Here is a 25,495-nt window from a genome sequence, read left to right on the forward strand (position 1 = left end):
TCCGTGTCCTTTTATCAGTGACACTCGTTGCCGGAGCAGCCGCCACAGCGGCTGTGTGCATCACGGCGGAAGCTGAGATTCACCCGGCTGCGTGTGCGGCGCAGCAGTGCAAACAGGATCAGGTTGAAAATCACCACTACAGCGATAATCACTGAACTGCTCCCCGGATGGGTACTGAATGTGGCGGCCTGGTAGAACAGGGCGGCCAGTGAGTAAGCCACGTTCAGACCCCACAGGATGGAGAAGGTCATCCAGCCGCGGCTGGTTTCACGGGCGATAGCCCCCATCACAGAGACACACGGCACATACAGCAGCACAAAGATCAGATAGCTGTAAGCAGCAACATCAGAGCCGAATTTCGCGGCCATGGTGCCCATGGTACCGCCGTCCATCTCGCCGTCGCCTTTGCTGGCTTCAATCGGGTTGGATAATGCCGCGAGCGTGAAGGTTTCCGCCAGGGAATCCAGGGTTTCATTTACCGCATCACCCAGTTCATCCCATAAATCAAAGGATTCCGGATCAAACGGTTCGTTGGTGATACTTTCAGCGGTGTAGAGGGTATTCAGTGTCCCGACCACAACTTCTTTTGCCATCGCACCGGTGATCAGGCCGACAGTCGCCTGCCAGTTATCATTGGTGACACCAATCGGGCTGAGTAGCGGAGTGACCACTTTACTGACTGAGGCCAGTGCGGAATCATTAATGCTGTCCGCCGGTTTACCGGAGAAACTGAAGCTGTTCAGTGCGCCGATTACCATACTGGCGACAATAATGACTTTACCCGCACGTACCACAAAGCCTTTCAGGCGCTGCCAGGTCTGCATAAACAGGGTTTTCATATGCGGTACGTGGTACACCGGCAGTTCCATCACAAACGGTGATGCTTCGCCGCGCATAATAGTGTGTTTGAGCAGCAGACCGGTAAGGATAGCCACCACAATCCCGAGGATATACAGGGAGAACACGATGCTCGCGCCGTTTTTGCCGAAGAAGGCAGCCGCGAAAACCGCGAAGATAGCCAGCCGCGCGCCGCAGGACATAAACGGTGCCATCAGGACGGTGATAAGACGTTCACGCGGTGCATCCAGGGTTCTGGCACCCATAATGGACGGCACGTTACAGCCGAAACCGACAATCAGCGGCACGAAGGATTTACCCGGCAGTCCGAGTGCCTGCATCAGTCTGTCCATCACAAATGCCGCGCGGGCCATATAACCGGAATCTTCCAGGAAAGAGAGGAACAGGTACATCATCCCGATTTGCGGTACCAGCGGCAGCACGGTGTTGATACCGCCGCCGACCCCCTGGGCGAGGAAAATGGTCAGCCAGTCCGGGAAGCCGAGCGTCATCCCCAGCCATTGTGTCCCGTTAATGAAAATGGCTTCCGAACCGCCTTCAAACAGCGGCTGCAATGCCCCGCCGATATTGATGGCGAGCACGAACATCAGATACATCACAAACAGGAATACCGGCACGCCCAGCCAGCGGTTGAGGACAATTTTGTCCATCGCTGCGGTCAGTTTATTCGGCTCGGAATGGCTGTTATCAATGGTTGTTTCGCAGATATCCGCGATGGTCTGGTAACGGGCATCCGCAATCACCAGTTCCGGCTCTTCCTGCTGCTGTGCCTGCATCGCGTCACGGACAGACTGCACATGCTCCGGGGTGAAACCGGCGCGTGCCTGGCTGTAGATATCCCCCTCCAGGCTTTGCAGTGCCAGCCAGCGGCGCTGTGTGGCGCTGAACTCTTCCGCAGGAATCGACTGTGCGAGAGTGTTCATGCTGTCGAGCAGCGCAGCCGGATAGTTCACCAGCACTTCATGAGGTGTCATTGTGTGTTTGTCGATCGCGGCTTTCAGCTCACAGATACCGGACGCGCGGGTGGAAACCAGTGGGATCACCGGGCAGCCGAGGCGTTCTGACAGCGCTTTGACATCAATATTGATATTCGCTTTATCGGCGATATCCAGCATATTGAGGGCAATAATGCAGGGAACACCCAGTTCCAGCAGCTGCAGCGTCAGATACAGGTTACGCTCGAGATTGGATGCGTCGACAACGTTAATCAGCATGTCCGCTTCACCGCTGAGGATAAAGTGGCAGGCAATCTGTTCGTCTAAGGATGTTTGTTCAGAGATGGTGGTCAGTGAATAGGTGCCGGGTAAATCCACCAGCTCAATCTTGTGTTCCGGCGTGGTGAAATAACCGATTTTCCGTTCCACAGTTACACCGGCCCAGTTGCCGACGCGTTGTTTGGATCCGGTTAACTGGTTAAACAGCGTGGTCTTCCCTGAATTGGGATTACCGATGAGTCCCAGGGTGAGTGCTTTCATAGTGTCGTATGCCAATCAATAAATACAAACCCCTCTGCCGGCGGCAGAGGGAAAAGAGTGAGTCAGCGCGGGATGTGCGGCGGATTACGCCTGCACGTCATCAAGCATCAGCAGCGCCAGGTCTTTTTTTCTGAGCATCAGGTTGACGTGCCGGGTTTCGATTTGGATCGGATCGCCCAGCGGTGCGCTGCGGATCACCCGGAAAACAGAGCCGGGCAGCATGCCCAGAGACAATAATTTCTGACGGTATGCCGGGCTGATTTGCCCGGAAAAGCCCAGAATTTTATAACTGTGTTGTGGCTGAAGTGTCATAAAGGCTCCGGTTAACCATGCAAACAGGAATGATATTGCAAATGATTATTGCACGAACAGTTTGGCAGGAAAATATCCCTTACAAATTTAATTGATACTGTAAATGCAAATCATAACCAACAATATTTTACCTATTTAGCCCGAAAATTAACCAGCAAAGTTTGATGTGCATCAAGATATCCGGCGTATAAAACAATTGAGAGCAGATATTTCACGTATTGATTTACGTTAATAACAATTTTTACGACTAATTAACGCAATATGTGACTAACAGGAGGGAAATGTACGGGCAGCCGGGGCTGCCGCGTACATGATAGCAGGGGAATTACTTACGCTTACCGAATGCCGCGGCGAGGGCATCACCCATCGCACTGTTACCGGCAGAGGTGTCATTATTACCGTTACGGGCAGGGCGGTTGTTCTGACGCTTTTCCGCCCGTGGTTTATCGCTGCCGCCGCCACCGCGGCGGGCTGCCGTTTCCGGCTCCTCATCCATCCGCATGGTCAGCGCGATACGCTTACGGGCGATATCCACATCCAGCACTTTGACACTGACGATATCCCCGGCTTTGACCACGGTATGCGGATCTTCCACATAGCGGTTGGCCAGCGAGGAGATATGCACCAGTCCGTCCTGATGAACACCGATATCCACAAAAGCACCGAAATTGGTGACGTTGGTGACCGCGCCTTCCAGAACCATGCCCGGACGCAAATCATTCATGGTTTCAATGCCATCGGCAAAGGTGGCGGTTTTAAACTCCGGACGCGGGTCACGACCGGGTTTTTGCAGTTCTTTGAGGATGTCGGAAACGGTCGGCACACCGAATTGTTCAGTGACAAAATCCTGTGCTTTCAGATTGCGCAGCACATCACTGTTACCCATCAGATCACTGAGGGTTTTCTGTGTGGCCTGCAGGATTTTTTCCACCACCGGATAGGCTTCCGGGTGAACGGTGGAGGCATCCAGCGCATTTTTACCGCCGGCAATACGCAGGAACCCGGCGCACTGCTCAAAGGCTTTCGGGCCGAGACGCGCGACTTTCAGCAGCTGCTTGCGGTCAGCAAAACGGCCGTTTTCATCACGCCAGTCAACAATATTCTGTGCGATCACTTTGCTCAGCCCGGCAACGCGGGTCAGCAGGGCGACAGATGCGGTGTTGAGGTCAACGCCGACGGCGTTTACGCAGTCTTCCACTACCGCATCCAGTTTACGGGCAAGTTGTGTCTGGCTGACATCATGCTGATACTGGCCGACCCCGATGGATTTCGGGTCGATTTTCACCAGTTCGGCCAGCGGATCCTGTAACCGGCGGGCGATAGAAACGGCACCGCGCAGTGATACATCCAGGTCCGGGAATTCTGCCGCTGCCAGTTCTGACGCAGAGTAAACGGAGGCGCCGGCTTCACTGACAATCACTTTCTGGGCTTTGATATCCGGGAACTGCTTCTGCACATCGGCAAAGAAACGTTCAGTTTCACGGGATGCTGTCCCGTTACCGATCGCCACCAGTTCCACATGGTATTTCAGGCAGAGCGCCGCGACGGATGCCGCTGCTTTGGCAGTCTGGCCGGTGTGCGGATAAATGGTGTCGGTGGCCAGCACTTTACCGGTGGCATCGACCACCGCGACTTTCACCCCGGTACGCAGACCCGGATCCAGCCCCATTGTGGCGCGCATCCCGGCCGGTGCCGCCATCAGCAGATCACTGAGGTTGCGGGCGAAGACATTAATTGCCTCATCTTCTGCTTTCTCGCGCAGCGCGGCCATTAACTCGGTTTCCAGGTGCAGCAGCACCTTGACCCGCCATGTCCAGCTCACCACCGCTTTGCGCCAGCTGTCCGCCGGAGCATTGTTAAAGCGGACGCCGAGATAATCGCGGATTAACTCTTCGCAATAGCTCTCTTTCGGCGGCTCCTCACACTGCGGGTCGGCATTGAGGGAGAGTTGCAGAATGCCTTCATTGCGACCACGGAACATCGCCAGAGCGCGGTGTGACGGGACATTGGCAATCGGTTCATGGTGATCGAAATAATCACTGAATTTTGCGCCTTCCGCCTCTTTTCCGCTGATCACAACGGAAACCAGATGCGCATTGCGCCACAGATAATCACGGACTTTCCCCAGCAGACCGGCATCTTCCGCGAAACGCTCCATCAGGATGTAGCGGGCGCCGTCGAGGGCGGCTTTGGTGTCGGCAACCCCTTTTTCGCTGTCCACATAGGTGGCGGCGAGGATTTCCGGATCCTGTGACGGATCCTGCCACAGCGTGTCTGCCAGCGGTTCCAGACCGGCTTCCGCCGCAATCTGTCCGCGTGTGCGGCGCTTGGGTTTGTAAGGCAGGTAGAGGTCTTCCAGCTCTGTTTTGCTGAGAGTGCCGTTAATCGCTCCCGCCAGCTCAGGGGTCAGTTTGCCCTGTTCCTCAATGGATTTGAGGATGGCCCGGCGGCGGTCGTTCAGTTCGCGCAGGTAGCTGAGACGGGTTTCCAGCTGACGCAGCTGAGTATCATCCAGGCCGCCGGTGACTTCTTTCCGGTAGCGGGCGATAAAAGGGACAGTATTTCCCTCATCCAGCAGGGTAATCGCGGCGGTGACCTGGCGGGTTTGCGCATTCAGTTCACCGGCAATAATCTGGCTCAGAGATTCATTCATCATGATATTCTTTCCGGCTGCGATAAATTGACGTAAAAAAATTTCAGGGGACAGTTATACGTGTTCAAAACGGGAATTACCAGCCGATATAAAGTAATATAAATGAATTATGCATAGCTGTTATCTTTCAGAAAATGCATTTAGTATTACAATTTATTTAAATAATTTATTTTTTGTTTAGGTAACATATGGCAAAAAGTAACCTGATTACCCGTGAAGGATGGGATGCGCTGGATCAGGAGTTAAAATATCTCTGGAAAACAGAACGTCCGCAGGTCACTCAGGCAGTGTCAGAAGCCGCTGCACAGGGGGATCGCTCGGAAAATGCCGAGTATATATACGGAAAGAAACGTCTGCGTGAAATAGACAGACGCGTCCGGTTTCTTTCAAAACGTCTGGATAACTTAAAGATAGTCGAGCCGGATCCCCGCCAGGAAGGAAAAGTATTTTTCGGGGCGTGGGTGGAACTGGAAAATGATGATGAAGAAATTCAGACTTTTCGCATCGTCGGACCCGATGAATTTTCCCCGGCAAAGAAATGGATTTCTGTTGATTCCCCTGTGGCCCGGGCATTAATCGGAAAACAGGCGGATGATGAAGTAACGGTAATAACACCTAACGGTGAAGTGAATTATGTCATTTTGTCTATCCGCTATCAGCCGATTGCTGAATAGGCACAATTAATCTGAAGAGTTGCATGAAAAAATGAACCCGGGAGTCAAACATGCAGGAAAGTTATAAGGTCCTTGTCGTTGATGATGACATGCGTCTGCGTGCGCTGCTTGAGCGCTATCTGAGTGAGCAGGGTTTCCAGGTCCGTACCGCCGCGAATGCGGAACAGATGGATCGCCTGCTGACGCGTGAATCTATCCATCTTATTGTCCTGGATCTGATGTTACCGGGCGAAGACGGGCTGTCTATCTGCCGCCGTCTGAGAAGCCAGAATAACCCGATTCCGATCATTATGGTGACGGCGAAAGGGGAAGAAGTGGATCGCATCGTCGGGCTGGAAATCGGTGCGGATGATTATATTCCGAAGCCGTTTAACCCGCGTGAACTGCTGGCGCGTATCCGTGCTGTGCTGCGCCGTCAGGCGAATGAACTGCCGGGTGCACCATCCCAGGATGATGCGGTGATTCAGTTCGGTAAGTTCAAACTGAACCTCGGCACCCGTGAGATGTTCCATGAAGATGAAAACATGCCGCTGACCAGCGGTGAGTTCGCCGTGCTGAAAGTGCTGGTGTCACACCCGCGTGAACCGCTGTCCCGCGATAAGCTGATGAGCCTGGCGCGCGGCCGTGAGTACAGTGCGATGGAACGTTCAATCGACGTGCAGATTTCCCGTCTGCGCCGCATGATTGAGGAAGATCCGACACATCCGCGTTATATCCAGACCGTCTGGGGACTGGGTTACGTGTTCGTTCCGGACGGCAACAAGGCATGAAGCGGCTGCGGTTCTCGCCGAGGAGCACCTTTTCGCGCTCGTTATTTCTGGTCATCTTTCTGTTGTCTGCAACCATAACAACAAGTTATCTGGCCGTTGTGAACTTCATTGTGATGCCCAGCCTGCAGCAGTTTAACCGGGTGCTGGCCTATGAAGTACGCACACTGATGAGCGAAGAGATGGTGCTGAAGGACGGAACCGCGGTACGTGTTTCTCCGGCGCTGCGTAAGAAAATTTATGAAGAGCTGGGCATTACCTTTTTTACCGAAAAGACAGCCGATGAGGGCGGACTGCGCTGGGCGCGCCATTTTGAATCCCTCAGTAAACAGATGAGCCATTATCTGGACGGTTATGCGGATGTCCGGCTGGAAGTCAGCCGCGATTATCCCGTGCTGTGGCTGAACTCCTATATTGCCCCGGATGTCTGGGTGAGAGTGCCGCTGACTGAAATCGGTCAGGATCAGTTCTCGCCGGTCTTCCGTTATATTTTTGCCTTTCTGCTGATTGTCTTTGCAGGTGTCTGGGTGTTTATCCGCTATCAGAACCGTCCGCTGACCGAGCTGGAATCCGCAGCCCGGCAAATCGGTACCGGCGGTCCGCTGGTTCCGGTACGGGAAGCCGGGGCGGCAGAAGTGCGCTCGGTGATCCGCTCGTTTAACCAGATGTCCAGAGATATCAAAACTCTGGAGCAGGATCGCACCGTGCTGATGGCCGGTGTCAGCCATGATCTGCGCACGCCGCTGACCCGCATCCGCCTGGCAACGGAAATGATGAACCCGGATGACGATTATCTGGCGGAATCCATCAACAATGATATTGAAGAGTGTGACGGTATCATTGAGCAGTTTATGGCGTATCTGCGCACCGGCCGTGAGATGGAGATGGTGCATCTGGAACTGACATCTGTCCTCAATGAGGTGATTGAAGCGCACATCCACTCGGATGTGACGATTCAGAATGATGTTATTCAGGCACCGGTTTATCTCACCGGTAACCCGATTGCGATTAAACGCGCACTGGGCAATATGCTGGTCAATGCCACCCGCTACGGCAACGGCTGGATCCGCGTCAGCAGCGGCAGTGATGAGCATTTCGCCTGGTTCCAGGTGGAAGATGACGGCAACGGTATTGATGAGGCGGATATTCCGGACCTGTTCCAGCCGTTTGTGCAGGGTGAAAAAGCGCGCAGTAATAAAGGTACCGGGCTGGGGCTGGCAATTCTGCGCCGGATTGTGGATGCGCATGACGGCAAAATTGATGTCGGCCGCAGTCAGCGCGGCGGATTCCGTATCCGCGTGATGCTGCCGCTGCCGGATGACAGAGATGATTAATTATTATGACAGCAGCATGTCATCGTCATATGACTGTCATAAACCCCTGCGGTAAGCAATTATCTCAGGGGTTTTACTTTTAATATAAATAAAATCATATAATTATAATTCCTCTTCGTTTTTGTGTTTCCCCGTCATTTTTCCGGTTTTGTGTCCCCGCGCACCTGCAGTGTCATAAAACTGTCATATAACCTACATATTATTGTCACCAGATTGTCCTATTTTCCCTCATGTTCCGACATTAACCAGATACAACGTTTATCGTCATTATCTATAAATCCCGTCAGGAGGGATCATGAAACCGATGCGTACCGCAGTAGCCACTGTTATGGCAGCGACACTTTCTCTCTCTGCATTTTCTGCATTTGCCGCGACCAGTCTGACCGGGGCGGGTGCAACATTCCCTGCGCCGGTGTATGCGCAGTGGGCTGATACTTACCAGAAAGAAACCGGTAACAAAGTTAACTACCAGGGGATTGGTTCCTCCGGCGGTGTGAAGCAGATTGTAGCCAATACCGTTGATTTCGGGGCGTCAGATGCGCCGCTGTCCGAAGATAAACTGGCCGCAGATAATTTATTCCAGTTCCCGACCGTGATCGGCGGTGTGGTGCTGGCCGTCAACCTGCCGGGTCTGAAGTCCGGTGAACTGGTGCTCGACGGCAAAACCCTGGGTGATATCTACCTGGGTAAAATCAAAAAATGGAATGACCCGGCAATCACCAAACTGAACCCGTCAGTTAAACTGCCGGATCAGGATATCGCGGTTGTCCGCCGTGCGGATGGTTCCGGTACCTCTTTCGTCTTCACCAGCTACCTGTCAAAAGTCAGCCCTGACTGGAAAGAGCAGGTCGGCGCAGGCTCTACCGTTAACTGGCCGGTTGGTCTGGGCGGTAAAGGCAACGACGGTATCGCAGCATTCGTTCAGCGTCTGCCGGGCTCTATAGGTTATGTGGAATACGCTTACGCCAAACAGAATAAACTGGCTTACACCAAGCTGATTTCTGCGGACGGTGATGCGGTTTCCCCGACCGGCGAAAGCTTCAGTAACGCAGCGCGTAAAGCCGAGTGGTCAAAAAGCTTCGCTCAGGATCTGACTAACCAGCCGGGTCCGAATGCATGGCCGATTACTTCCACCACCTTCATCCTGGTTCATACCAATCAGAAAGATGCTGCCAAAGGTCAGGAAGTTCTGAAATTCTTTGACTGGGCATACAAGAACGGCGGTGAGCAGGCAGAAAAACTGGATTACGCGGTACTGCCGAAAGAAGTGATTGAACAGGTCCGTGCATCATGGAAAACCAGTGTCAAAGACAGCAGCGGTAAGCCGCTGTACTGATACGGCAGATGATGAAGTAACGATTTATCAGTAATTGATCCCCCCGCACCGGGGGGATCTGTGTAAAAACGGAAGCGACTATGGCCGAACTGAAAACGGCAATGAAACCACCAGGCAAACGCGGCGACCAACTTTTCAGTGCTCTGGTAAAACTGGCAGCGCTGATTACGCTATTGTTACTTGGCGGAATTATTATTTCACTGATTATTGCGTCATGGCCGAGCATTGAAAAATTCGGCTTAGGTTTCTTATGGAATAAAGAGTGGAACCCGCCGGCGGAAGAGTACGGGGCACTGGTACCGATTTACGGCACCATCGTGACCTCGGTTATCGCCCTGCTGATTGCGGTCCCGGTGAGTTTCGGGATTGCGCTGTTCCTGACAGAACTGGCACCGAACTGGCTGCGCCGTCCACTGGGTATCGCGATCGAGCTGTTAGCCGCTATTCCGAGTATCGTTTACGGCATGTGGGGACTGTTTGTCTTTGCCCCGCTGTTTGCCACCTATTTCCAGCAGCCGGTCGGCGAGGTGATGTCGAGCATCCCGATTGTCGGCGAGCTGTTCTCCGGTCCGGCCTTCGGGATCGGGATCCTGGCGGCGGGCGTTATCCTCGCCATCATGATCATTCCGTATATTGCCTCGGTGATGCGCGATGTGTTCGAGCAGACGCCGGTGATGATGAAAGAATCGGCTTACGGCATCGGCTGTACCACCTGGGAGGTGATCTGGCGGATTGTACTGCCGTACACCAAGAACGGGGTGATCGGCGGCGTGATGCTGGGTCTGGGCCGCGCCCTGGGGGAGACCATGGCGGTGACCTTTATCATCGGTAACACCTATCAGCTGGACAGCTTCTCGCTGTACATGCCGGGCAACAGTATCACCTCGGCACTGGCGAACGAGTTCGCGGAAGCGGAATCCGGGCTGCACACAGCGGCACTGATGGAGCTGGGGCTGATTCTGTTTGTCATCACCTTTATCGTCCTTGCTATCTCCAAATTTATGGTGATGCGTCTGAATAAGAAAGAGGGGCGCTGAGATGGCTGAAATGAATATTCAACAACCGAAAGTGGATATCAGCGCACGGCAGAAACGCCAGTTCTGGCGCCGTCAGAAAAACCGCGTTGCCCTGTTTTTATCCATGTCCACCATGGCATTCGGGCTGTTCTGGTTAATCTGGATCCTGTTCTCGACCGTCACCAAAGGGATGGACGGCATGTCGCTGGCGCTGTTTACCGAAATGACACCGCCGCCGAACACCGAAGGCGGGGGTCTGGCGAACGCCATTGTCGGTTCCGGCCTGCTGATCTTATGGGCGACCGTTATCGGGACACCGCTGGGTATTCTTGCCGGGATTTATCTGGCGGAATACGGCCGTAAATCCTGGCTGGCGGAAGTCACCCGGTTTATTAATGACATTTTGTTATCCGCACCGTCGATTGTGGTCGGACTGTTTGTTTACACCATCGTGGTGATGCAGATGCAGCACTTCTCCGGCTGGGCGGGGGTGATTGCCCTGGCACTGTTACAGATCCCGATTGTTATCCGTACCACGGAAAACATGCTGCGTCTGGTGCCGGACAGCCTGCGCGAAGCGGCGTATGCCCTCGGCACACCAAAATGGAAAATGATTTCAGCGATTACCCTGAAAGCCTCGGTCTCCGGGATTATCACCGGGGTGCTGCTGGCGATTGCCCGTATTGCCGGGGAAACGGCGCCGCTGCTCTTTACCTCCCTCTCCAACCAGTTCTGGAGTACGGATCTGATGCAGCCGATTGCTAACCTGCCGGTCACTATCTTCAAGTTTGCCATGAGTCCGTTTGCGGAGTGGCAGAGTCTGGCCTGGGCGGGTGTCCTGCTGATCACACTGTGTGTGCTGTTAATTAATATCGTGGCGCGTGTGCTGTTTGCGAAGAAAAAGCACTGATTAAATGACTGCGGATGAATGAGAGAGAGTCATGAGTAAAATTCAAAACGTAACTGAAAGCAAAATTCAGGTTCGTGATCTGAACTTCTATTACGGCCAGTTCCACGCGCTGAAAAACATTTCGCTGGATATCGCCAAAAATAAAGTCACGGCCTTTATCGGCCCGTCCGGTTGCGGGAAATCGACCCTGCTGCGTACCTTCAACAAAATGTACGCACTGTATAATGAACAGCGTGCGGAAGGCGAAATCCTGCTGGATGGCACCAATATTCTGACCGATACCCAGGATATCGCGTTATTACGCGCCAAAGTCGGCATGGTGTTCCAGAAACCAACACCGTTCCCGATGTCTATTTATGACAATATTGCCTTTGGTGTCCGTCTGTTTGAAAAACTGCCGCGCGCCGAGATGGATGAGCGGGTACAGTGGGCACTGACCAAAGCGGCACTGTGGAACGAAACCAAAGATAAACTGCATCAGAGCGGCTACAGCCTCTCCGGCGGTCAGCAGCAGCGTCTGTGTATTGCCCGCGGTATTGCTATCCGCCCTGAGGTTCTCCTGCTGGATGAGCCGTGCTCGGCACTGGATCCTATCTCCACCGGGCGTATTGAAGAGCTTATCAGCGAGCTGAAATCGGAATACACCGTGGTGATCGTCACGCATAACATGCAGCAGGCGGCGCGCTGTTCTGACCACACTGCATTTATGTATCTGGGCGAACTAATTGAATTCAGTGATACTGATACCCTGTTTACCACCCCGGGCAAGAAACAAACCGAAGATTACATCACCGGTCGTTATGGCTGATGCGGAGACAATCATGGAAAATCTGAATCACAATAAACATATTTCCGGGCAGTTTAATGCTGAATTAGAGCATATCCGCACAGAAATGATGACAATGGGCGGGCTGGTGGAAGAGCAGCTCAGCAAAGCGATCACCGCCATGCATAACCAGGACGAAGACCTGGCGCGTGAGGTTATCGCTGGTGACAAGCAGGTCAACATCATGGAAGTGATGATTGATGAAGCCTGTGTCCGCATTATTGCCAAACGCCAGCCGACCGCGAGCGACCTGCGCCTGATTATGGCGATTTCCAAAACCATCGCCGAACTGGAACGGATCGGGGATGTGGCGGATAAAATTGCCAAAACCGCGCTGGAAAAATTTTCACAGCAGCATCAGCCGTTGCTGGTCAGTCTGGAATCCCTCGGCCGCCATGCCATTCAGATGCTGCATGATGTGCTGGATGCCTTTGCGCGTATGGATATTCAGGAAGCTATCCGCATCTACCGCGAAGACCAGAAAGTGGATCAGGAATATGAAGGGATTGTCCGTCAGCTGATGACCTATATGATGGAAGATCCGCGCACTATCCCGAGTGTCCTGACCGCGCTGTTCTGTGCCCGCTCTATCGAGCGTATCGGTGATCGCTGCCAGAATATCTGCGAATTTATCTTCTATTATGTGAAGGGACAGGATTTCCGTCATGTGAAAGGGGATGATGTGGAACGTATCCTGCTCGGCGAGCATGTGATTGAAGTCTCCGCACACAGTAATAACGGCGAAAAAGGGAATGATCCGGCATAACCGGGTGGCTTCTCCGGCGATATTGTCTGTTTTTGTAAAAGTCCCTGTTCTGATTTGACCCTGGAGTTAACTCCGGGGTTTATACTTTCTGAAACAGACAAAACAGTGTTTCCGGAGGTGTACGATGGGTTTATTCAGCCGGTTTTTTAACAGCGGAGGCGGATCCGGTCACGGGAACCGCAGCGGCGGCCACTGCAGCAGCGGTCATGGCAGCAAACATGGTAATACGGGTTACAATAAGCATGGCCGTGACAATAATGGTTATCCGGAGCAGTTAAACAACAATACTCCGCAGAATATCAGCGGATATTGTCAGAAGTGCGGTACCGGTTACCCGCCGGACAGCCGCTTCTGCGGCCGGTGCGGTAATGCACTCAACCCGTAATGCAAAAGCCGGTCATTACCTGACCGGCATTCTCAGTTCAGCTTTTTCTCTGTCCGCACACTGCGCCCTTTATCATTAATGCTGATCAGCGTGACGGACTCTCCCGCAGATAAATGCCCGGTGTATGCCACCCGGCTCTCTGAATAAGGGGCGAGCATCACGGTGCTGATATGTGACGGCGCATTATCTCCGCCGGAGACGAGCGCGGATAATGTGAAATAGTAAGGCGTGGGGTTTTTCAGAATCAGTGTTTCTCCTGATAACGAGGCTGAAATCTGTTCCGGGACTGCATCCGGCGGCTGCAAAAGATCATCCGGCCGGTAAAACAGCTTTATCCGTGTCCGCAGGGCAAATTGCAGGGTATTACCGGTGGTGGCCGTCTTCGCCGGAATATCCACCACATTGAGATAAAAAACCGATTCCCGGTCGCGGGGAAGATTATTTTTCAGAACACGGATTTTCAGCTGTTGTCCGCCGCTCCCTGCAATCCGCGTCACCGGCGGTACCACCATAAAGGGTGCACTGCTGGTTTCCGGCGAGGAATTGATATCCCCCTCATCCACCCAGCTCTGCACCAGTGACGGCATGTCCCCGCTGTTGGTCAGCTGGATTTCTGTATTTTCCTGATTACCCGGAAAAATCACCCGCGTGGTATTGATGACAACACCAGCGTATCCCACCTGTATGCACAGGAGCAGAATGATCAGAATGCCTGTCCGCATCATGTCCTCCACCGGTTCAGTTGTAGGAAAAAACCAGAGTCGCGGAACTGCTTATTTTTCCCTGTGTTACCGCAGTCGGATTGTAGGGATAATAATACGCGCCGAGATCGACAGAGAACGCTGGTGAAACCGCGCTGCCTTTGGCGGCAGTGAAAATGCTGGTGGCACTGCCCTGAGCATTGGCACTGTCAGAAAACTGTACCGGACTGCTGAGATTATTGGCTTTCACCACCCGGAAGCCGACACCACCGGCACCGCCGGAAATGGTATTGGTCAGCACGGTTTTATCGGACGGCTGTAAATTGGACGACGACAGGAACATGGCAATATCCCGGGACGCGGTGTTACCCGGGAGGAGGCCGCCACAGGTAAAATTGAGGCGGAACGGGGTGTATCCGGCTTTATCGGTGGTTTTAACGGCATTGATACTCATCAGCGGCAGGCTGACGGTCAGCCCGGCATTGGTAAAGGTACAGGTGGTCACCGGCGGATTGTAAGTAATCTGCACCGGCTGCAAAAACATATCATTCGGATCGGACGGCCATTGCAGTGTCAGTAAAAACTGCAAAATCTTATTGAGAAGTGCTGCCAGCCAGCCCACCAGCCCCAGGGTGGTGGCATCAGAGGCAAAAATGACCGGTGTGATCGTCACAGTATTACCCGGAACTTTGGTGTAGTTGCCGGTCGGCGTGGTGACCAGATCAAAACGCAGTGTGAAACCGGTATTGAGTTCTGTTCCGTTGTGAGTACCGGCCGCCAGGCCGGAAACATTATTTTTTGTCAGTGCGGTCAGGGTGATATTGACGAGTTGTGCGCCGTTATTAAACCCGATTGTCGCTGTCCGGCCATTAAAGGGAGAGTCGATCCCGATGGTATTCGGAAACAGCGGCAATGCTGTCGTACAGGTAAACGGGCCGCTGAAGTTGGTCTGAGATACTTTGGATACGGTTGTGGTGGCGCCGATCAGATCAGCCGAAAGATCCAGCGCCACGGCCGGTGCTGTCTGGGTGGATGTTACCGAGCAGGTGGCATAAGCCGCCCTGCTGCTTATCACCGTCAGGAATAAAAGTAATACAGCGGCGGATGTTTTCATCATTGTTTCCTTTTACCGGCAGATATTGTGATTTTTATCCGGTGTGACCACCGGATTGCGGATAACACACTGCTGTTTCCCGTCTGCCGTCAGTTTTATGATCAGTGATGACGGCAACTGCCCGCTTTTCAGATAGAGCAGCCCTGACTGCCCGACATATCCCAGCGGCTGATGCTGCTCATCAGTCACTTCTGTGCCGAACGGCAGTGTGCTGCCGTTTTCCCGCGCCGCCCGCAGAATGAAAGTCTGACGGGGATCGGTTTCCATGCGGATATAACTGACCGCACCTTTATACGGGCTGACCTGGCCGATATTACCGGTCACTTCGGCACCGGAACTTTTTTCTGTGTCTGACAGAGTGTAAGAATTGGCGCGGTAAGGAACAGATTGTGTCATCAGCACCACACCATCACTGTTTGTCAGGGATGCTTTATCCGAATTCACCATCCGGTTACCGGCCTGCGGGGCATCAATAATGGTATAGGTATTGCCGGTGTCACCGGACATGGCGATGTGGCCCGGGATCGCGACGATAGTTCCTTTTGCCCCGGCGCCCGCCTGACGGTAATCGTTACCCTCACTGAATGAGCCGGACAGGGTGCTGTACGGGTTACGGTAAGTAAGGTTCGCGCCTGCAAGATTACTGCCGCCGTTCTGGTTTGAGCCGGTCAGCGTGTAGTTAACCAAATCATCTTTACCGGCTGTGCCGCTCAGGCTGACAGTAGCCTGCTGATAACGGGAATCGGTGGCGTAAATACCGCTGCTGAGTGATGCACTTTTACCGAAAACAGAAATCGGCACGCTGACATTCAGGTAAAACCGGGTTTCATTTTTATCATCAAAATTGCGGGTGCGTGATGCAGACACGGTATAGCTGATCTCGTTATAACTGTTTGAATATCCAAGCTGATATTCCCGGTTGCTGCCGCCGGAATTCCAGTAATCCCGGTGTGTGCCGGAGATATAAATCACCCCCCGGTTCTCTCCCAGATACTGATTTAAATTCACGGTGAAGGTATTTTTAGCGCGAGCACCGCGCATGGCATCCATTGTCATCAGATCCGGTATCTGACGCGGCGTGTTATCGGTGAGGTTTTCCTGCTCATTACGGTAAGCATCCCACGCCCGGTAGTTATCCTGCTGATAGATGGCATCGGTGAAACTGTAAAAATTCCCGGTGGAGTAGCGGTATGTCGCGAGAGTCAGGTTGGTGGAGGTGGTGCTGACAAACTTACTGTAGGCGATACGGTAGCTCTGGCCGCTTTTGTGGCCGGTTTTAAAGTCCGCATCCGCCTGTGTCACATCAACAGAAAGCGCACCGAACGGCAGATTCCAGGCACTGCCCGCCAAAAGAGAGCGGTAATCTTTTCCGGCAATCCCGCCGGTATACAGTGTCACGGTATTATTCAGCCCGTAACGGAATTCCCCCTGCACAAACTCCGGGCGGTAGTGTGTATTATCCAGGCGTGCCTGACCGGCGGTCAGACTGTAATTATAAATTCCCTCTTTCAGCATATCGGGTACAGCGGAGAAGGGGACGGTAAATGATTCTTTCCGTCCGTCTGCTTCCTGAATAATGACGGAAAAATCGCCGCTGCCGCCGGTCGGCTGAATATCACGGAACATAAACTCACCCGGCGGTACGTTTTCCTGAAAAATAAGATTGCCGTTCTGGTAAATACTGACGAGGGCGTTGGTCTGAGCAACACCCCGGATGATTGGTGCGAATCCCTGGCCGGACGGCGGCAGCATATTCATATCCGTTCCCAGTGATGCGCCTCTGAATTTAAAGCTGCCGAACATAGAAGGCGGCGTATAAAAATCCCCCAGCGTCAGCGCAGATAAAATACGGCTGATCGGACGGTAAAGATAACGGCTGTTATTTTTCCAGCCTTTATGTCCGCCGGAATAAGAGGTGTAAACCGATTCATCGCGGAATTGCCAGACACCGAGGTTCAGCCCGGAGTTTACTGTGGCAAAAAAGCTGTCATTGCTCTGTTTGTTATTCTTTTTTTGTCTGGCGTTATAGTAATTAACGTTATAGCCGAGAATAACGGCGGGCTGCCCGTGATCCCATAATTCCGGATCAATATAACCGGCATCGGCGGTCTTTACCCCGATTTGCGGCACGGACAAATCTAACCGTAATGTACTTTTATTCAGGTGGTAAGTCAGTCCGGAAGTCAGATCATCTGCCGGAACCGGCTGTTTCTCTGCGGATAATGTTTTCGCGTCATCAGAAAGATTCAGCCCGAGCTTATTAATATCTTCCGGCTGAAAATTCAGGGCATTATTATGCTCCCCTACTTCAACGGTAAACTGACCTTTCCAGGTGTTATTGACATAAACGTCCATCAGTTGATCGCCGGACGGCAGTGTATTTTCCTGATATAAACGTGAAATATCCCCTTTAGCGGATTCACCGGCCAGCAGGGTGGTATCGAACTCTTCCGTGAAGCCTTCGCGGGGATAGCTCCATAATCCGGCAATAATCAGAATCGGCAGGCAGTGTTGTGTTTTCACGTTATTATCGTCCGTCAGAAGGTAATATTCTTCGACTTATACACACCGTAATCATCCACATAGGTCACTGAGGCATTACGGGCTGCGGGTTTATTTTTCAGTGGTAATTGTTTTTCAGAAAATGGCGGAATCATTTCGGAGGCGGCCAGCCAGGTGTGGCTGCTGTCATTAGCATTGACCGCCGCAATGGTAAAATGATACGGGGAATTATTAGTGACGGATAAATGGTCACCGTTGAGCTTCCACTGAATATTATCAATAACCGTTTCCGGATTTGCCGTCAGCCCGGCTGGGCGGTAAAACAGCTTTATCCGTGACCGCAGGGCCACCTGTAACACACTTTTTCCTTTGGCATTGGCGGGCGTGGCCGGAATATCCAGCACACTGAGATAAAAGACACTTTCCCGGTCATCCGGTAGTTTTTCATTATTTTTCTTTATTTTAAGCTGCTGTCCCTGCATTCCGTCTATTTTGACAATCGGCGGATAAACATAAAACGGGGAACTGCTGTTTTCCGGTGTGGCATTAATGTCACCGTCATCTGTCCAGCTCTGGGCTAATGATGATGTCTGGCTGTTATTATTCAGCTGAACAGTAATGCTGTCATTTTCTTCATGATAAATAAGCCGCGTTCCGTTAATCACGATATTGGCGGTAGCATTACCTGATAAAATAAGCATCATCAGAAAAAAGAATCGGCGTTTCATTATATTCCCCTGTAAACAGTCAGGCTTTTTGACAAGCCTGACTGTCTGACAATGGTTATAAATAAGAGACTGTATAAATCACGTTGGAATGTACAGGCCCGACTTTTGCAGGAGAGGTATTGGTTTTGTAATAACTGGCAATTAATGTCACCTGATCCGATGCTGGTGCGGTTTTATCTCCCTTCACTCCGGTGTCATACGCCGCATTCAGTGAAAGTGCCACTGACGGTGCGGTTGTTGACGATAAACTGAACCCGACATTTTTCGCGACAGACGGATCCCCTTCATTAACGGTATCGTTAATCAGGTAGTTTCCGGTTGACGATATATTGTTGGGGGACGCGAAATGTATTTTCAGGTTACTTCCGGGCGGGACTGAAGCAGGTGCACAATCAGAGAATGTCATGGTAAATGCTTTCTGATTTTTGGTAATGACGGTATTTGCGGTTACCCCGGCATCCGTTACTGTAATCGGATCTAATAATACGGCGAAGTCGGCGCTGTTGCCTCCGTTAATAGTACAGGTGGTGTCACTGATAGCACCTGTGATGTTTATAATCCCGCCCGCAGCAGTGACCGCAGACGCTGAGCCTGAAAAAAAGGCGGCAGAAACTAATGCCGTAATAAGCGTTTTCTTTAACATGGTTAACTCCGGTAAAAATAAGATACCAGACTGACAAAAATAAGAGGCTATTTTTGCGGATTTTCATTTAAAGAGACTAATAAGAATCAGTCTCTTTAAATCTATAATCATTAGGGATATTTACCAGTTCTTAATTTTTAAATTTACAGATATGTGATTATTGTCAAGGTTTATAAATTTTCATTTTCAGAACTTGTATTTTTTATAAGTTCGTATTCATTTTTTATTTTGGTGGTAATGGAAAGATAAATATACAAATAATAAGATGTGATTGTTTATTAACGGTTTTCTGATAAGTAATTTCTTTTAGATATTAATTTTAATTAACAGCTGTATGGAGCGTTTAGTATCTCTTATCATGGTCAGTGAATATTTCCGTAGAAAAAATAACGTATGATTTTATTTCGATAAATAATCATAAGTAATGTAATTAATTTTTTTTAATAAAAATGGATAAATTAAAGATAATGGCTTGTTATTGCGGAGAGCGGCTCTGCCCTTGTGTTCATCTTAGAACAATCAGTTATGGAATTATTCTTTCTTAGTATTTCAGGAACTAAGCAGGAGTTGATAGCGTGAGATGGTGATTTACACAAATTGACGTTTTCCGTGACTGATTCCAGGGGTGTGTATGAAACCGACATTATTTGTTCCGGCTCTGCTTGCCGGTTTAGCATTAGTAAGTGGTACAGCACAGGCTGATAAGCTTGATGATATTCAGAAAGCCGGCGTGATCCGTATTTCGGTTTTTGACAGCAACCCGCCGTTCGGATTTATCGACCCGCAGACCAAAAAACTGGCAGGTTATGACGTGGATATTGCACAGGCCGTTGCCGATGATCTCGGCGTGAAGCTGGAACTGCGTCCGACTAACCCGGCAAACCGTATTCCGCTGCTGGTCTCCGGCAAAGTGGATTTAATCGGGGCGAACTTCACCATTACCGGTGAGCGTGCGAAACAGGTGGATTTCTCCATTCCTGATTTTCAGACCGGACAAAAATTTATTGCCCGCAAAGGTGTGCTGAAAACCCCGGAAGATGTGGCAAAACTGCGCATCGGCGCGGATAAAGGTACCGTTCAGGAAGTGACGCTGCGCGAGAAATATCCGGGCACCAAAGTGATTTCTTATGATGATACCCCGCTGGCCTTCGCAGCACTGCGCAATGGTAACGTCGATGCTATCACGCAGGATGATGCCAAACTGGTCGGGTTGCTCGGTAACCTGCCGGAGTCAGTAAAAGCGGAGTTTGAACTCTCTCCGTTCAGTCTGACCCGTGAATACCAGGCGCTTGCAGCACCGAAAGGAGAAACCCGTCTGGTGGAAGCAGTGAACAAAACCCTGCTGAAACTCGAAAGTGAGGGCAAATCACAGCAGATTTATAACCAGTGGTTTGGTCCGGGCACCAAAGCCGAACAACCGCGCGGTGAATTTAAGTTCGCTCCGCTGGCTGACCAGCCGAAGTAACGTGAGTGTGTTTTCTGAATCAGGCCTCACTCCGGTGAGGCTTCCTGCATTTTTGCGGTAACAGACGGGATTAGCGGATGTTTGAGCAATTTATAAGTGCGCACTTACTTGCGCCGGAATATCTGGGATGGCTGGGGCAGGGGTTTGTGATCACCCTGCTTATCTCATTCTGGACGATTCTCGCGGCGACATTGCTGGGTTTCCTGCTGGTGGCCGGGCGGGACAGCCAGCTCGCACCGCTCCGCTGGTTAGTCAGTGCTTACACCAGTGTATTCCGTAATACGCCGCTGCTGGTACAGCTGTTTTTCTGGTATTTCGCTTCCGGAGAAATCCTGCCGCAGGCGCTGAAAATCTGGCTGAACACGCCGCATGAAATTGAACTGGCCGGGCTGACACTCGCATGGCCGTCATTTGAATTTATCGCCGGGTGGTTCGGGCTGACACTCTATTCTGCGCCGTTCATTGCGGAAGAACTACGGGCGGGAATTGCCGGTATCGGACGGCAGCAAAAATCAGCCGCACTGGCGCTCGGGCTGACTCCGTGGCAGTCCATGCGCTATGTGGTGCTGCCGCAGGCGGTCAGAATCGCCATGCCGCCGCTGCTCGGGCAGTATATGAATGTGGTGAAAAACTCGTCCCTGACTATGGCGATCGGTGTGGCTGAACTCTCTTATGCATCGCGTCAGGTGGAAAGTCAGTCCTTACAAACCTTTGAAGCCTTCGGAGTCGCGACGATCCTCTATATCGCCATTATTGCCGTAATGGAAGCCTTCGGGCAGTGGCGGACACAACGGGCACTGGCACAGGGGCATTAAGATGGACTTTTCCGTAATTCGTGATAACTGGGAATATCTGTTGTTCGGCACTTTCCCGGACGGTCCGCTTGAGGGTGCGGCACTGACGCTGGTGATCAGCCTGATTGCCGGGGCCATTTCCGTGGTGCTCGGGACTATCGGCGGAGTGATGCTGGCAATGCTGCGTGGCTGGTGGGTAAACCTGTTTGCGGCATTTCTCGGGTTTTTCCGCGCTATTCCCATCATTATGCTGATATTTTGGGTCTATTTCCTGCTGCCGATTGCCTTTGGTGTGGATGTGCCGGAAATTACCACGGTCGTCTGCGCACTGGCGCTGGTTACCTCGGCTTATATCGCCCACGGTGTGAAGGCCGGTATTCTGGCAATAGGCAAAGGGCAGTGGCAGGCGGGGATGTCTCTCGGTTTCAGCCGGTGGGAAGTGCTGTGGCATATTGTGTTGCCGCAGGCGCTGCGGATGATGATCCCGTCCTTTATTAATCAGTGGATTGCGCTGATTAAAGATACCTCGCTGGCCTATATCGTCGGTGTGGGGGAGTTGTCGTTCCTTGCGTCTCAGGTCAATAACCGCAGTATGGTCTACCCGACAGAGATTTTCCTGTTTGTTGCTTTTATCTATTTTGTGATGTGTTCCGGGCTGGAACTGGGGGCAAATGCGCTGATGCGCCGTTATTCATTACAGCGGCAGCCCCGTCAGTCGTGGCTTGCCCGTCTGTTTGGCCGGGGAAGAGAGAAACCGGTACGGCTGTCAGAAAAACCGGCATCCTGTTCATCATAAGTTTGATCAGTAACAATCCCGGTACGGTTAATGGCCGGGATTTTCCCGCAATGAAACGCAAACGTTTTCTTTTTGAAAACGATGCGGTAGGATAAGCCGAAAAAAACAAATTTCCGGGACTTCTTATTCATGACTACTCCGACTTCCGGCACTGATCCTCATCAGGGCCTGCTCCAGCGCGTGTTCAAATTACAGGAACACGGTACCACTGTCCGCACAGAAATTATTGCCGGGCTGACCACCTTCCTCACCATGGTGTATATCATTTTTGTAAACCCGCAGATCCTCTCGTTCGCCGGGATGGACATCAAAGCGGTGTTTGTCACCACCTGTCTGATCGCTGCCATCGGCAGTATCGGAATGGGGTTATTTGCTAACCTGCCGGTGGCGGTTGCGCCGGCAATGGGGCTGAATGCCTTTTTCGCCTTTGTGGTGGTAGGCGCGATGCACTACTCCTGGGAAGTGGCGATGGGCGCGATTTTCTGGGGTGCGGTCGGGCTGTTTATCCTGACCTTACTGCGCATCCGTTACTGGCTGATTGCCCATATCCCGCTGAGTCTGCGGGTCGGTATCACCAGTGGTATCGGGCTGTTTATCGCCATGATGGGGCTGAAAAACGCTGGTATTATTGTGCCGAACCCGGATACCCTGGTGACTATCGGTAAGTTTACCGATCACAGTGTGGTGCTGGGTGCACTGGGCTTCTTTATTATCGCCATTCTGGCCGCGCGCAATATCCATGCTGCGGTGCTGGTATCGATTGTGGTGACAACCTCCATCGGACTTTTCCTCGGGGATGTGACCTACAAGGGCGTGTTTGATGTGCCGCCGGGAATCACCTCGGTTGTCGGCCATGTTGATATTATGGGCGCGCTGGATTTATCTCTCGCCGGGATTATCTTCTCGTTTATGCTGGTGAACCTGTTTGACTCCTCCGGCACCCTGATCGGCGTGACTGATAAGGCCGGGCTGGCGGATGAAAAAGGCCGTTTCCCGAACATGAAAAAAGCGCTGTATGTGGACAGCATCAGCTCCGTCGCCGGTTCTGCGATGGGGACGTCCTCTGTTACCGCATTTATTGAAAGTACCTCCGGGGTTTCTGTCGGCGGGCGTACCGGCCTGACAGCTATCGTGGTCGGCCTGCTGTTCCTCGCGGCTATCTTTATTTCACCGCTGGCGTCAATGGTGCCGGCCTATGCGACTGCAGGGGCACTGATTTATGTCGGTGTGCTGATGACCTCCAGCCTGGTGCGGGTAAACTGGAATGATCTGACCGAATCCGTTCCGGCGTTTGTGACTGCCGTGATGATGCCGTTCAGCTTCTCTATCACAGAAGGGATTGCATTAGGGTTTATCGCTTACTGCGCAATGAAGCTGGGTACCGGCCGCTGGCGTGAGCTGAACCTGTGTGTGGTGGTGGTATCGCTGCTGTTTATTCTTAAAATGGTATTTGTGGACGCCTGATTACGATCCGTCTGAACAGACCCCGGCAGCCGGACAACCGCTGCCGGGGGTTTTTTATATCAGGCTCAGGAGCGGCAGGGGAACGGGATCACGCAGTGCGCCATCCGCTGTGTAAACTGCTGATTATGCGAGGCCACAATCATCGGCAGATCCAGTTGTGTAAGAATGTCTTCCAGACGCTGAATATTTTTCTCATTGAGTCCGTTGGTCGGCTCATCCAGCAACAGAACAGACGGCGACATTGCCAGCACACCGGCCAGTGCGGTGAAGTTTTTCTCTCCGCCGGAAATCTCAGTCACAGCGCGGTCTTTCAGCCGGACAATATCCAGCATTTCCAGGCACTGTAAAGCGCGTTCCCGCGCCGCATCCTGTGTCATCCCCATATTCAGCGGACCAAACATCACATCATCCAGCACACCCGGGCCGAACAGTTGATCATCCGGATGCTGAAACAGCAATCCCAGAGGGCCGCGCACCTCTGTGAAATCATCTTCGGAAAGACGGGATTTACCGAAAACCGAAATATCCCCGGTGAACGGGATAAAACCTAACAGTGTGTGCAGCAGTGTTGATTTCCCGCTGCCGATATCACCGCACAGAAAAAGCCGTTCTCCGGCGTTCAGTTCAAAGCTCAGATCCTGAATTATCGGCGCATTGTTGCGGCTGACAACCAGATTGCTGACCTGAATCAGGGGATTTTGGGACGTCATTAACAGACCTTTTTGTATTAACAGAAGACGGACGCGCGTAAAAACCCCGGGCTTTCAGCGCCATTTCAGTGGTTTCCGCTTTGTGCATGGCTTTGATCAGCAGCAGGGCGACCAATTGGGACAACATGGTAAATGTCCGTTTATTCATCCCTTTGCGGAATCCCCGGGCTTTCATGGCCGTTTCAAGCTGTTGTTTGGTTTCGCTGAAAATCGCGATATAACGGATAGTCAGAATAAACAGCTTTATCAGTTTATCGGGCAGGGGATAACGTTTCACCGCACACGCCAGATCGATATCTGTCATGTTTGTCAGCATCGCAGAGACAAACAGCAGAATCGCATTCATTTTCAGCGTGATTTGCAGGGCGAGAAACACCCCGGCCGGGGACTGAACAATGCCCTGACTCTCAATTTTCCACGGCAGTGTCAGCCAGACAAACAGGATGAAAATATTCAGTTTCAGCACCGTCAGCAGTGAACGGCCCAACTGACGGCGGCGGCAGACAACAAACAGCAGAAAAGCACCCGACAGACCGGCAATAAGCCAGTCGGTCTGCCGGATACCGCTGAGCAGAAAAGCCCAGAGAACAGCAAGAAGCAGGCGCCGGTGAGGAGGCAGCCATTTATCCATAGGTATGCTGCCCGGGCTGATTGACCATCAGGGAGGCCGGACGCATTTTGGCCAGCGCCAGCAGGATCCCCACACTGATCAGGGAGTCGGTGACAAAAATCGGCAGGTGTCCGATAAACAGCAGCCAGACCAGATCGATATAGGATTTACCGCTGTCGAGCACCAGTGCCAGCGAGGTCAGGCACACCGTACCCAGCGTACCGATAACCCCGGCCATTACCCCGAGATAAACCAGACGTCCCTGACTCAGCCCCGGACGCAGGGAGTTACGGAACAGGTAATAGACCAGCAGCGCCGGGATAGAGATATTACACAGGTTAACCCCGAGAACCGCAAAGCCGCCGAAGGAGAAAAACAGCACCTGCAGCGCGAGGGCAATCAGGAATGCCGGGAAAACCGCCCAGCCGAGGAACAATCCGGCAAGTCCGTTTAAGATCAGATGCACACTGCTGACCCCGATCGGCACATGGATGGTACCGGCAACAAAGAATGCCGCCCCGAACAGGGCTGCCAGTGACAGACGCGAGGTATCCAGCTGGCGGATGCCGATGGCAACCCCGGCCGCAGCCACCACACCGGCACCGGCCAGAACAGGAAGATGTAATACGCCTTCAGATAAATGCATGGTCTTCCTC

General features: G+C 52.2%; 24 protein-coding genes. 13 read left to right on the forward strand and 11 right to left on the reverse strand.

The features are described from left to right. Nucleotides 1-14: 14 nt before the first annotated feature. The 3 genes from feoB to HMPREF3119_RS09895 form a co-directional block, all read right to left on the reverse strand. Nucleotides 15-2,333 (reverse strand): Fe(2+) transporter permease subunit FeoB, encoded by a 2,319-nt coding sequence (feoB, locus tag HMPREF3119_RS09885; protein WP_036418254.1) that lies wholly within the window; start codon nucleotides 2,331-2,333, stop codon nucleotides 15-17. 84 nt (nucleotides 2,334-2,417) lie between these two features. After that, entirely contained in the window at nucleotides 2,418-2,645 is a 228-nt protein-coding gene (gene feoA, locus HMPREF3119_RS09890; RefSeq protein WP_004237966.1) for a ferrous iron transporter A, read from the reverse strand. A 325-nt stretch (nucleotides 2,646-2,970) separates the two neighbouring features. Next, on the reverse strand, nucleotides 2,971-5,301 hold the full coding sequence (locus tag HMPREF3119_RS09895; protein ID WP_070579572.1) for a Tex family protein: 2,331 nt from the start codon (nucleotides 5,299-5,301) through the stop codon (nucleotides 2,971-2,973). A gap of 185 nt (nucleotides 5,302-5,486) precedes the next feature. Here HMPREF3119_RS09895 and greB point away from each other — a divergent pair, with 185 nt between their 5' ends. From greB to HMPREF3119_RS19800, 9 genes are all read left to right on the forward strand, one after another. After that, nucleotides 5,487-5,972 carry a transcription elongation factor GreB gene (greB, locus tag HMPREF3119_RS09900; protein WP_004237970.1) on the forward strand — a complete coding sequence of 162 codons (486 nt, stop codon included), beginning with the start codon at nucleotides 5,487-5,489 and terminating at the stop codon, nucleotides 5,970-5,972. A 50-nt stretch (nucleotides 5,973-6,022) separates the two neighbouring features. After that, on the forward strand, nucleotides 6,023-6,742 hold the full coding sequence (ompR, locus tag HMPREF3119_RS09905) for an osmolarity response regulator transcription factor OmpR (RefSeq protein ID WP_004237971.1): 720 nt from the start codon (nucleotides 6,023-6,025) through the stop codon (nucleotides 6,740-6,742). Beyond that, nucleotides 6,739-8,073, forward strand: coding sequence for a two-component system sensor histidine kinase EnvZ (gene envZ, locus HMPREF3119_RS09910; protein WP_070579575.1), 1,335 nt, complete (start codon nucleotides 6,739-6,741; stop codon nucleotides 8,071-8,073). Before ompR ends, envZ begins: the two co-directional genes overlap by 4 nt. 295 nt (nucleotides 8,074-8,368) lie before the next feature. Then, nucleotides 8,369-9,409: a phosphate ABC transporter substrate-binding protein PstS gene (gene pstS / locus HMPREF3119_RS09915; RefSeq protein ID WP_004237974.1), complete on the forward strand. Its 1,041-nt coding sequence runs from the start codon at nucleotides 8,369-8,371 to the stop codon at nucleotides 9,407-9,409. Between the two features lie 80 nt (nucleotides 9,410-9,489). Continuing rightward, complete coding sequence (pstC, locus tag HMPREF3119_RS09920) at nucleotides 9,490-10,446, forward strand: phosphate ABC transporter permease PstC (protein ID WP_004237976.1); 957 nt, start codon at nucleotides 9,490-9,492, stop codon at nucleotides 10,444-10,446. 1 nt (nucleotide 10,447) lies between these two features. After that, nucleotides 10,448-11,335, forward strand: a complete 888-nt coding sequence (gene pstA, locus HMPREF3119_RS09925) for a phosphate ABC transporter permease PstA (RefSeq protein WP_004237977.1) — start codon at nucleotides 10,448-10,450, stop codon at nucleotides 11,333-11,335. Nucleotides 11,336-11,366: 31 nt separating this feature from the next. Further along, nucleotides 11,367-12,143 (forward strand): phosphate ABC transporter ATP-binding protein PstB, encoded by a 777-nt coding sequence (gene pstB, locus HMPREF3119_RS09930; RefSeq protein ID WP_004237979.1) that lies wholly within the window; start codon nucleotides 11,367-11,369, stop codon nucleotides 12,141-12,143. 13 nt (nucleotides 12,144-12,156) lie between these two features. Continuing rightward, the gene (gene phoU / locus HMPREF3119_RS09935; RefSeq protein ID WP_004904690.1) at nucleotides 12,157-12,927 is read left to right on the forward strand and encodes a phosphate signaling complex protein PhoU; all 771 of its coding nucleotides are present in this window, start codon (nucleotides 12,157-12,159) and stop codon (nucleotides 12,925-12,927) included. Nucleotides 12,928-13,051: 124 nt separating this feature from the next. Next, a complete protein-coding gene (locus HMPREF3119_RS19800; protein ID WP_062773329.1) occupies nucleotides 13,052-13,312 on the forward strand; it encodes a zinc-ribbon domain-containing protein in 261 nt (86 codons plus the stop codon). A gap of 32 nt (nucleotides 13,313-13,344) precedes the next feature. Here the strand turns inward: HMPREF3119_RS19800 and HMPREF3119_RS09945 are convergent, their stop codons facing one another. From HMPREF3119_RS09945 to HMPREF3119_RS09965, 5 genes are read right to left on the reverse strand one after another with little or no spacing between them, the layout of a single operon-like run. Next, complete coding sequence (locus HMPREF3119_RS09945) at nucleotides 13,345-14,037, reverse strand: fimbrial biogenesis chaperone (RefSeq protein ID WP_062773327.1); 693 nt, start codon at nucleotides 14,035-14,037, stop codon at nucleotides 13,345-13,347. Nucleotides 14,038-14,050: 13 nt separating this feature from the next. After that, on the reverse strand, nucleotides 14,051-15,130 hold the full coding sequence (locus tag HMPREF3119_RS09950) for a fimbrial protein (protein ID WP_004237983.1): 1,080 nt from the start codon (nucleotides 15,128-15,130) through the stop codon (nucleotides 14,051-14,053). 9 nt (nucleotides 15,131-15,139) lie between these two features. Then, complete coding sequence (locus HMPREF3119_RS09955; RefSeq protein WP_032098600.1) at nucleotides 15,140-17,650, reverse strand: fimbria/pilus outer membrane usher protein; 2,511 nt, start codon at nucleotides 17,648-17,650, stop codon at nucleotides 15,140-15,142. A gap of 14 nt (nucleotides 17,651-17,664) precedes the next feature. Continuing rightward, entirely contained in the window at nucleotides 17,665-18,357 is a 693-nt protein-coding gene (locus tag HMPREF3119_RS09960; protein ID WP_004237986.1) for a fimbrial biogenesis chaperone, read from the reverse strand. Between the two features lie 55 nt (nucleotides 18,358-18,412). Then, nucleotides 18,413-19,000, reverse strand: a complete 588-nt coding sequence (locus HMPREF3119_RS09965) for a fimbrial protein (protein ID WP_004237987.1) — start codon at nucleotides 18,998-19,000, stop codon at nucleotides 18,413-18,415. Between the two features lie 631 nt (nucleotides 19,001-19,631). Here HMPREF3119_RS09965 and HMPREF3119_RS09970 point away from each other — a divergent pair. The 4 genes from HMPREF3119_RS09970 (at nucleotide 19,632) to HMPREF3119_RS09985 (ending at nucleotide 23,519) form a co-directional block, all read left to right on the forward strand. After that, nucleotides 19,632-20,465 carry an ABC transporter substrate-binding protein gene (locus tag HMPREF3119_RS09970; protein WP_004237988.1) on the forward strand — a complete coding sequence of 278 codons (834 nt, stop codon included), beginning with the start codon at nucleotides 19,632-19,634 and terminating at the stop codon, nucleotides 20,463-20,465. A gap of 77 nt (nucleotides 20,466-20,542) precedes the next feature. Continuing rightward, the gene (locus HMPREF3119_RS09975; RefSeq protein ID WP_004237989.1) at nucleotides 20,543-21,280 is read left to right on the forward strand and encodes an amino acid ABC transporter permease; all 738 of its coding nucleotides are present in this window, start codon (nucleotides 20,543-20,545) and stop codon (nucleotides 21,278-21,280) included. Nucleotide 21,281: 1 nt separating this feature from the next. After that, on the forward strand, nucleotides 21,282-22,055 hold the full coding sequence (locus HMPREF3119_RS09980) for an amino acid ABC transporter permease (RefSeq protein ID WP_004237990.1): 774 nt from the start codon (nucleotides 21,282-21,284) through the stop codon (nucleotides 22,053-22,055). Nucleotides 22,056-22,184: 129 nt separating this feature from the next. Further along, a complete protein-coding gene (locus HMPREF3119_RS09985; protein ID WP_004237991.1) occupies nucleotides 22,185-23,519 on the forward strand; it encodes an NCS2 family permease in 1,335 nt (444 codons plus the stop codon). A 65-nt stretch (nucleotides 23,520-23,584) separates the two neighbouring features. Here HMPREF3119_RS09985 and HMPREF3119_RS09990 read toward each other — a convergent pair whose 3' ends face one another. From HMPREF3119_RS09990 to cbiM, 3 genes are read right to left on the reverse strand one after another with little or no spacing between them, the layout of a single operon-like run. Next, nucleotides 23,585-24,229 carry an energy-coupling factor ABC transporter ATP-binding protein gene (locus HMPREF3119_RS09990; RefSeq protein ID WP_015422339.1) on the reverse strand — a complete coding sequence of 215 codons (645 nt, stop codon included), beginning with the start codon at nucleotides 24,227-24,229 and terminating at the stop codon, nucleotides 23,585-23,587. Then, a complete protein-coding gene (locus HMPREF3119_RS09995) occupies nucleotides 24,144-24,860 on the reverse strand; it encodes an energy-coupling factor transporter transmembrane component T family protein (RefSeq protein ID WP_004237993.1) in 717 nt (238 codons plus the stop codon). Before HMPREF3119_RS09995 ends, HMPREF3119_RS09990 begins: the two co-directional genes overlap by 86 nt. Continuing rightward, nucleotides 24,853-25,485: a cobalt transporter CbiM gene (cbiM, locus tag HMPREF3119_RS10000; protein WP_004237994.1), complete on the reverse strand. Its 633-nt coding sequence runs from the start codon at nucleotides 25,483-25,485 to the stop codon at nucleotides 24,853-24,855. Before cbiM ends, HMPREF3119_RS09995 begins: the two co-directional genes overlap by 8 nt. Nucleotides 25,486-25,495: the final 10 nt, after the last annotated feature.

It is taken from the genome of Morganella sp. HMSC11D09 (assembly GCF_001807955.1).
In the GTDB taxonomy this organism is placed as follows: domain Bacteria; phylum Pseudomonadota; class Gammaproteobacteria; order Enterobacterales; family Enterobacteriaceae; genus Morganella; species Morganella morganii.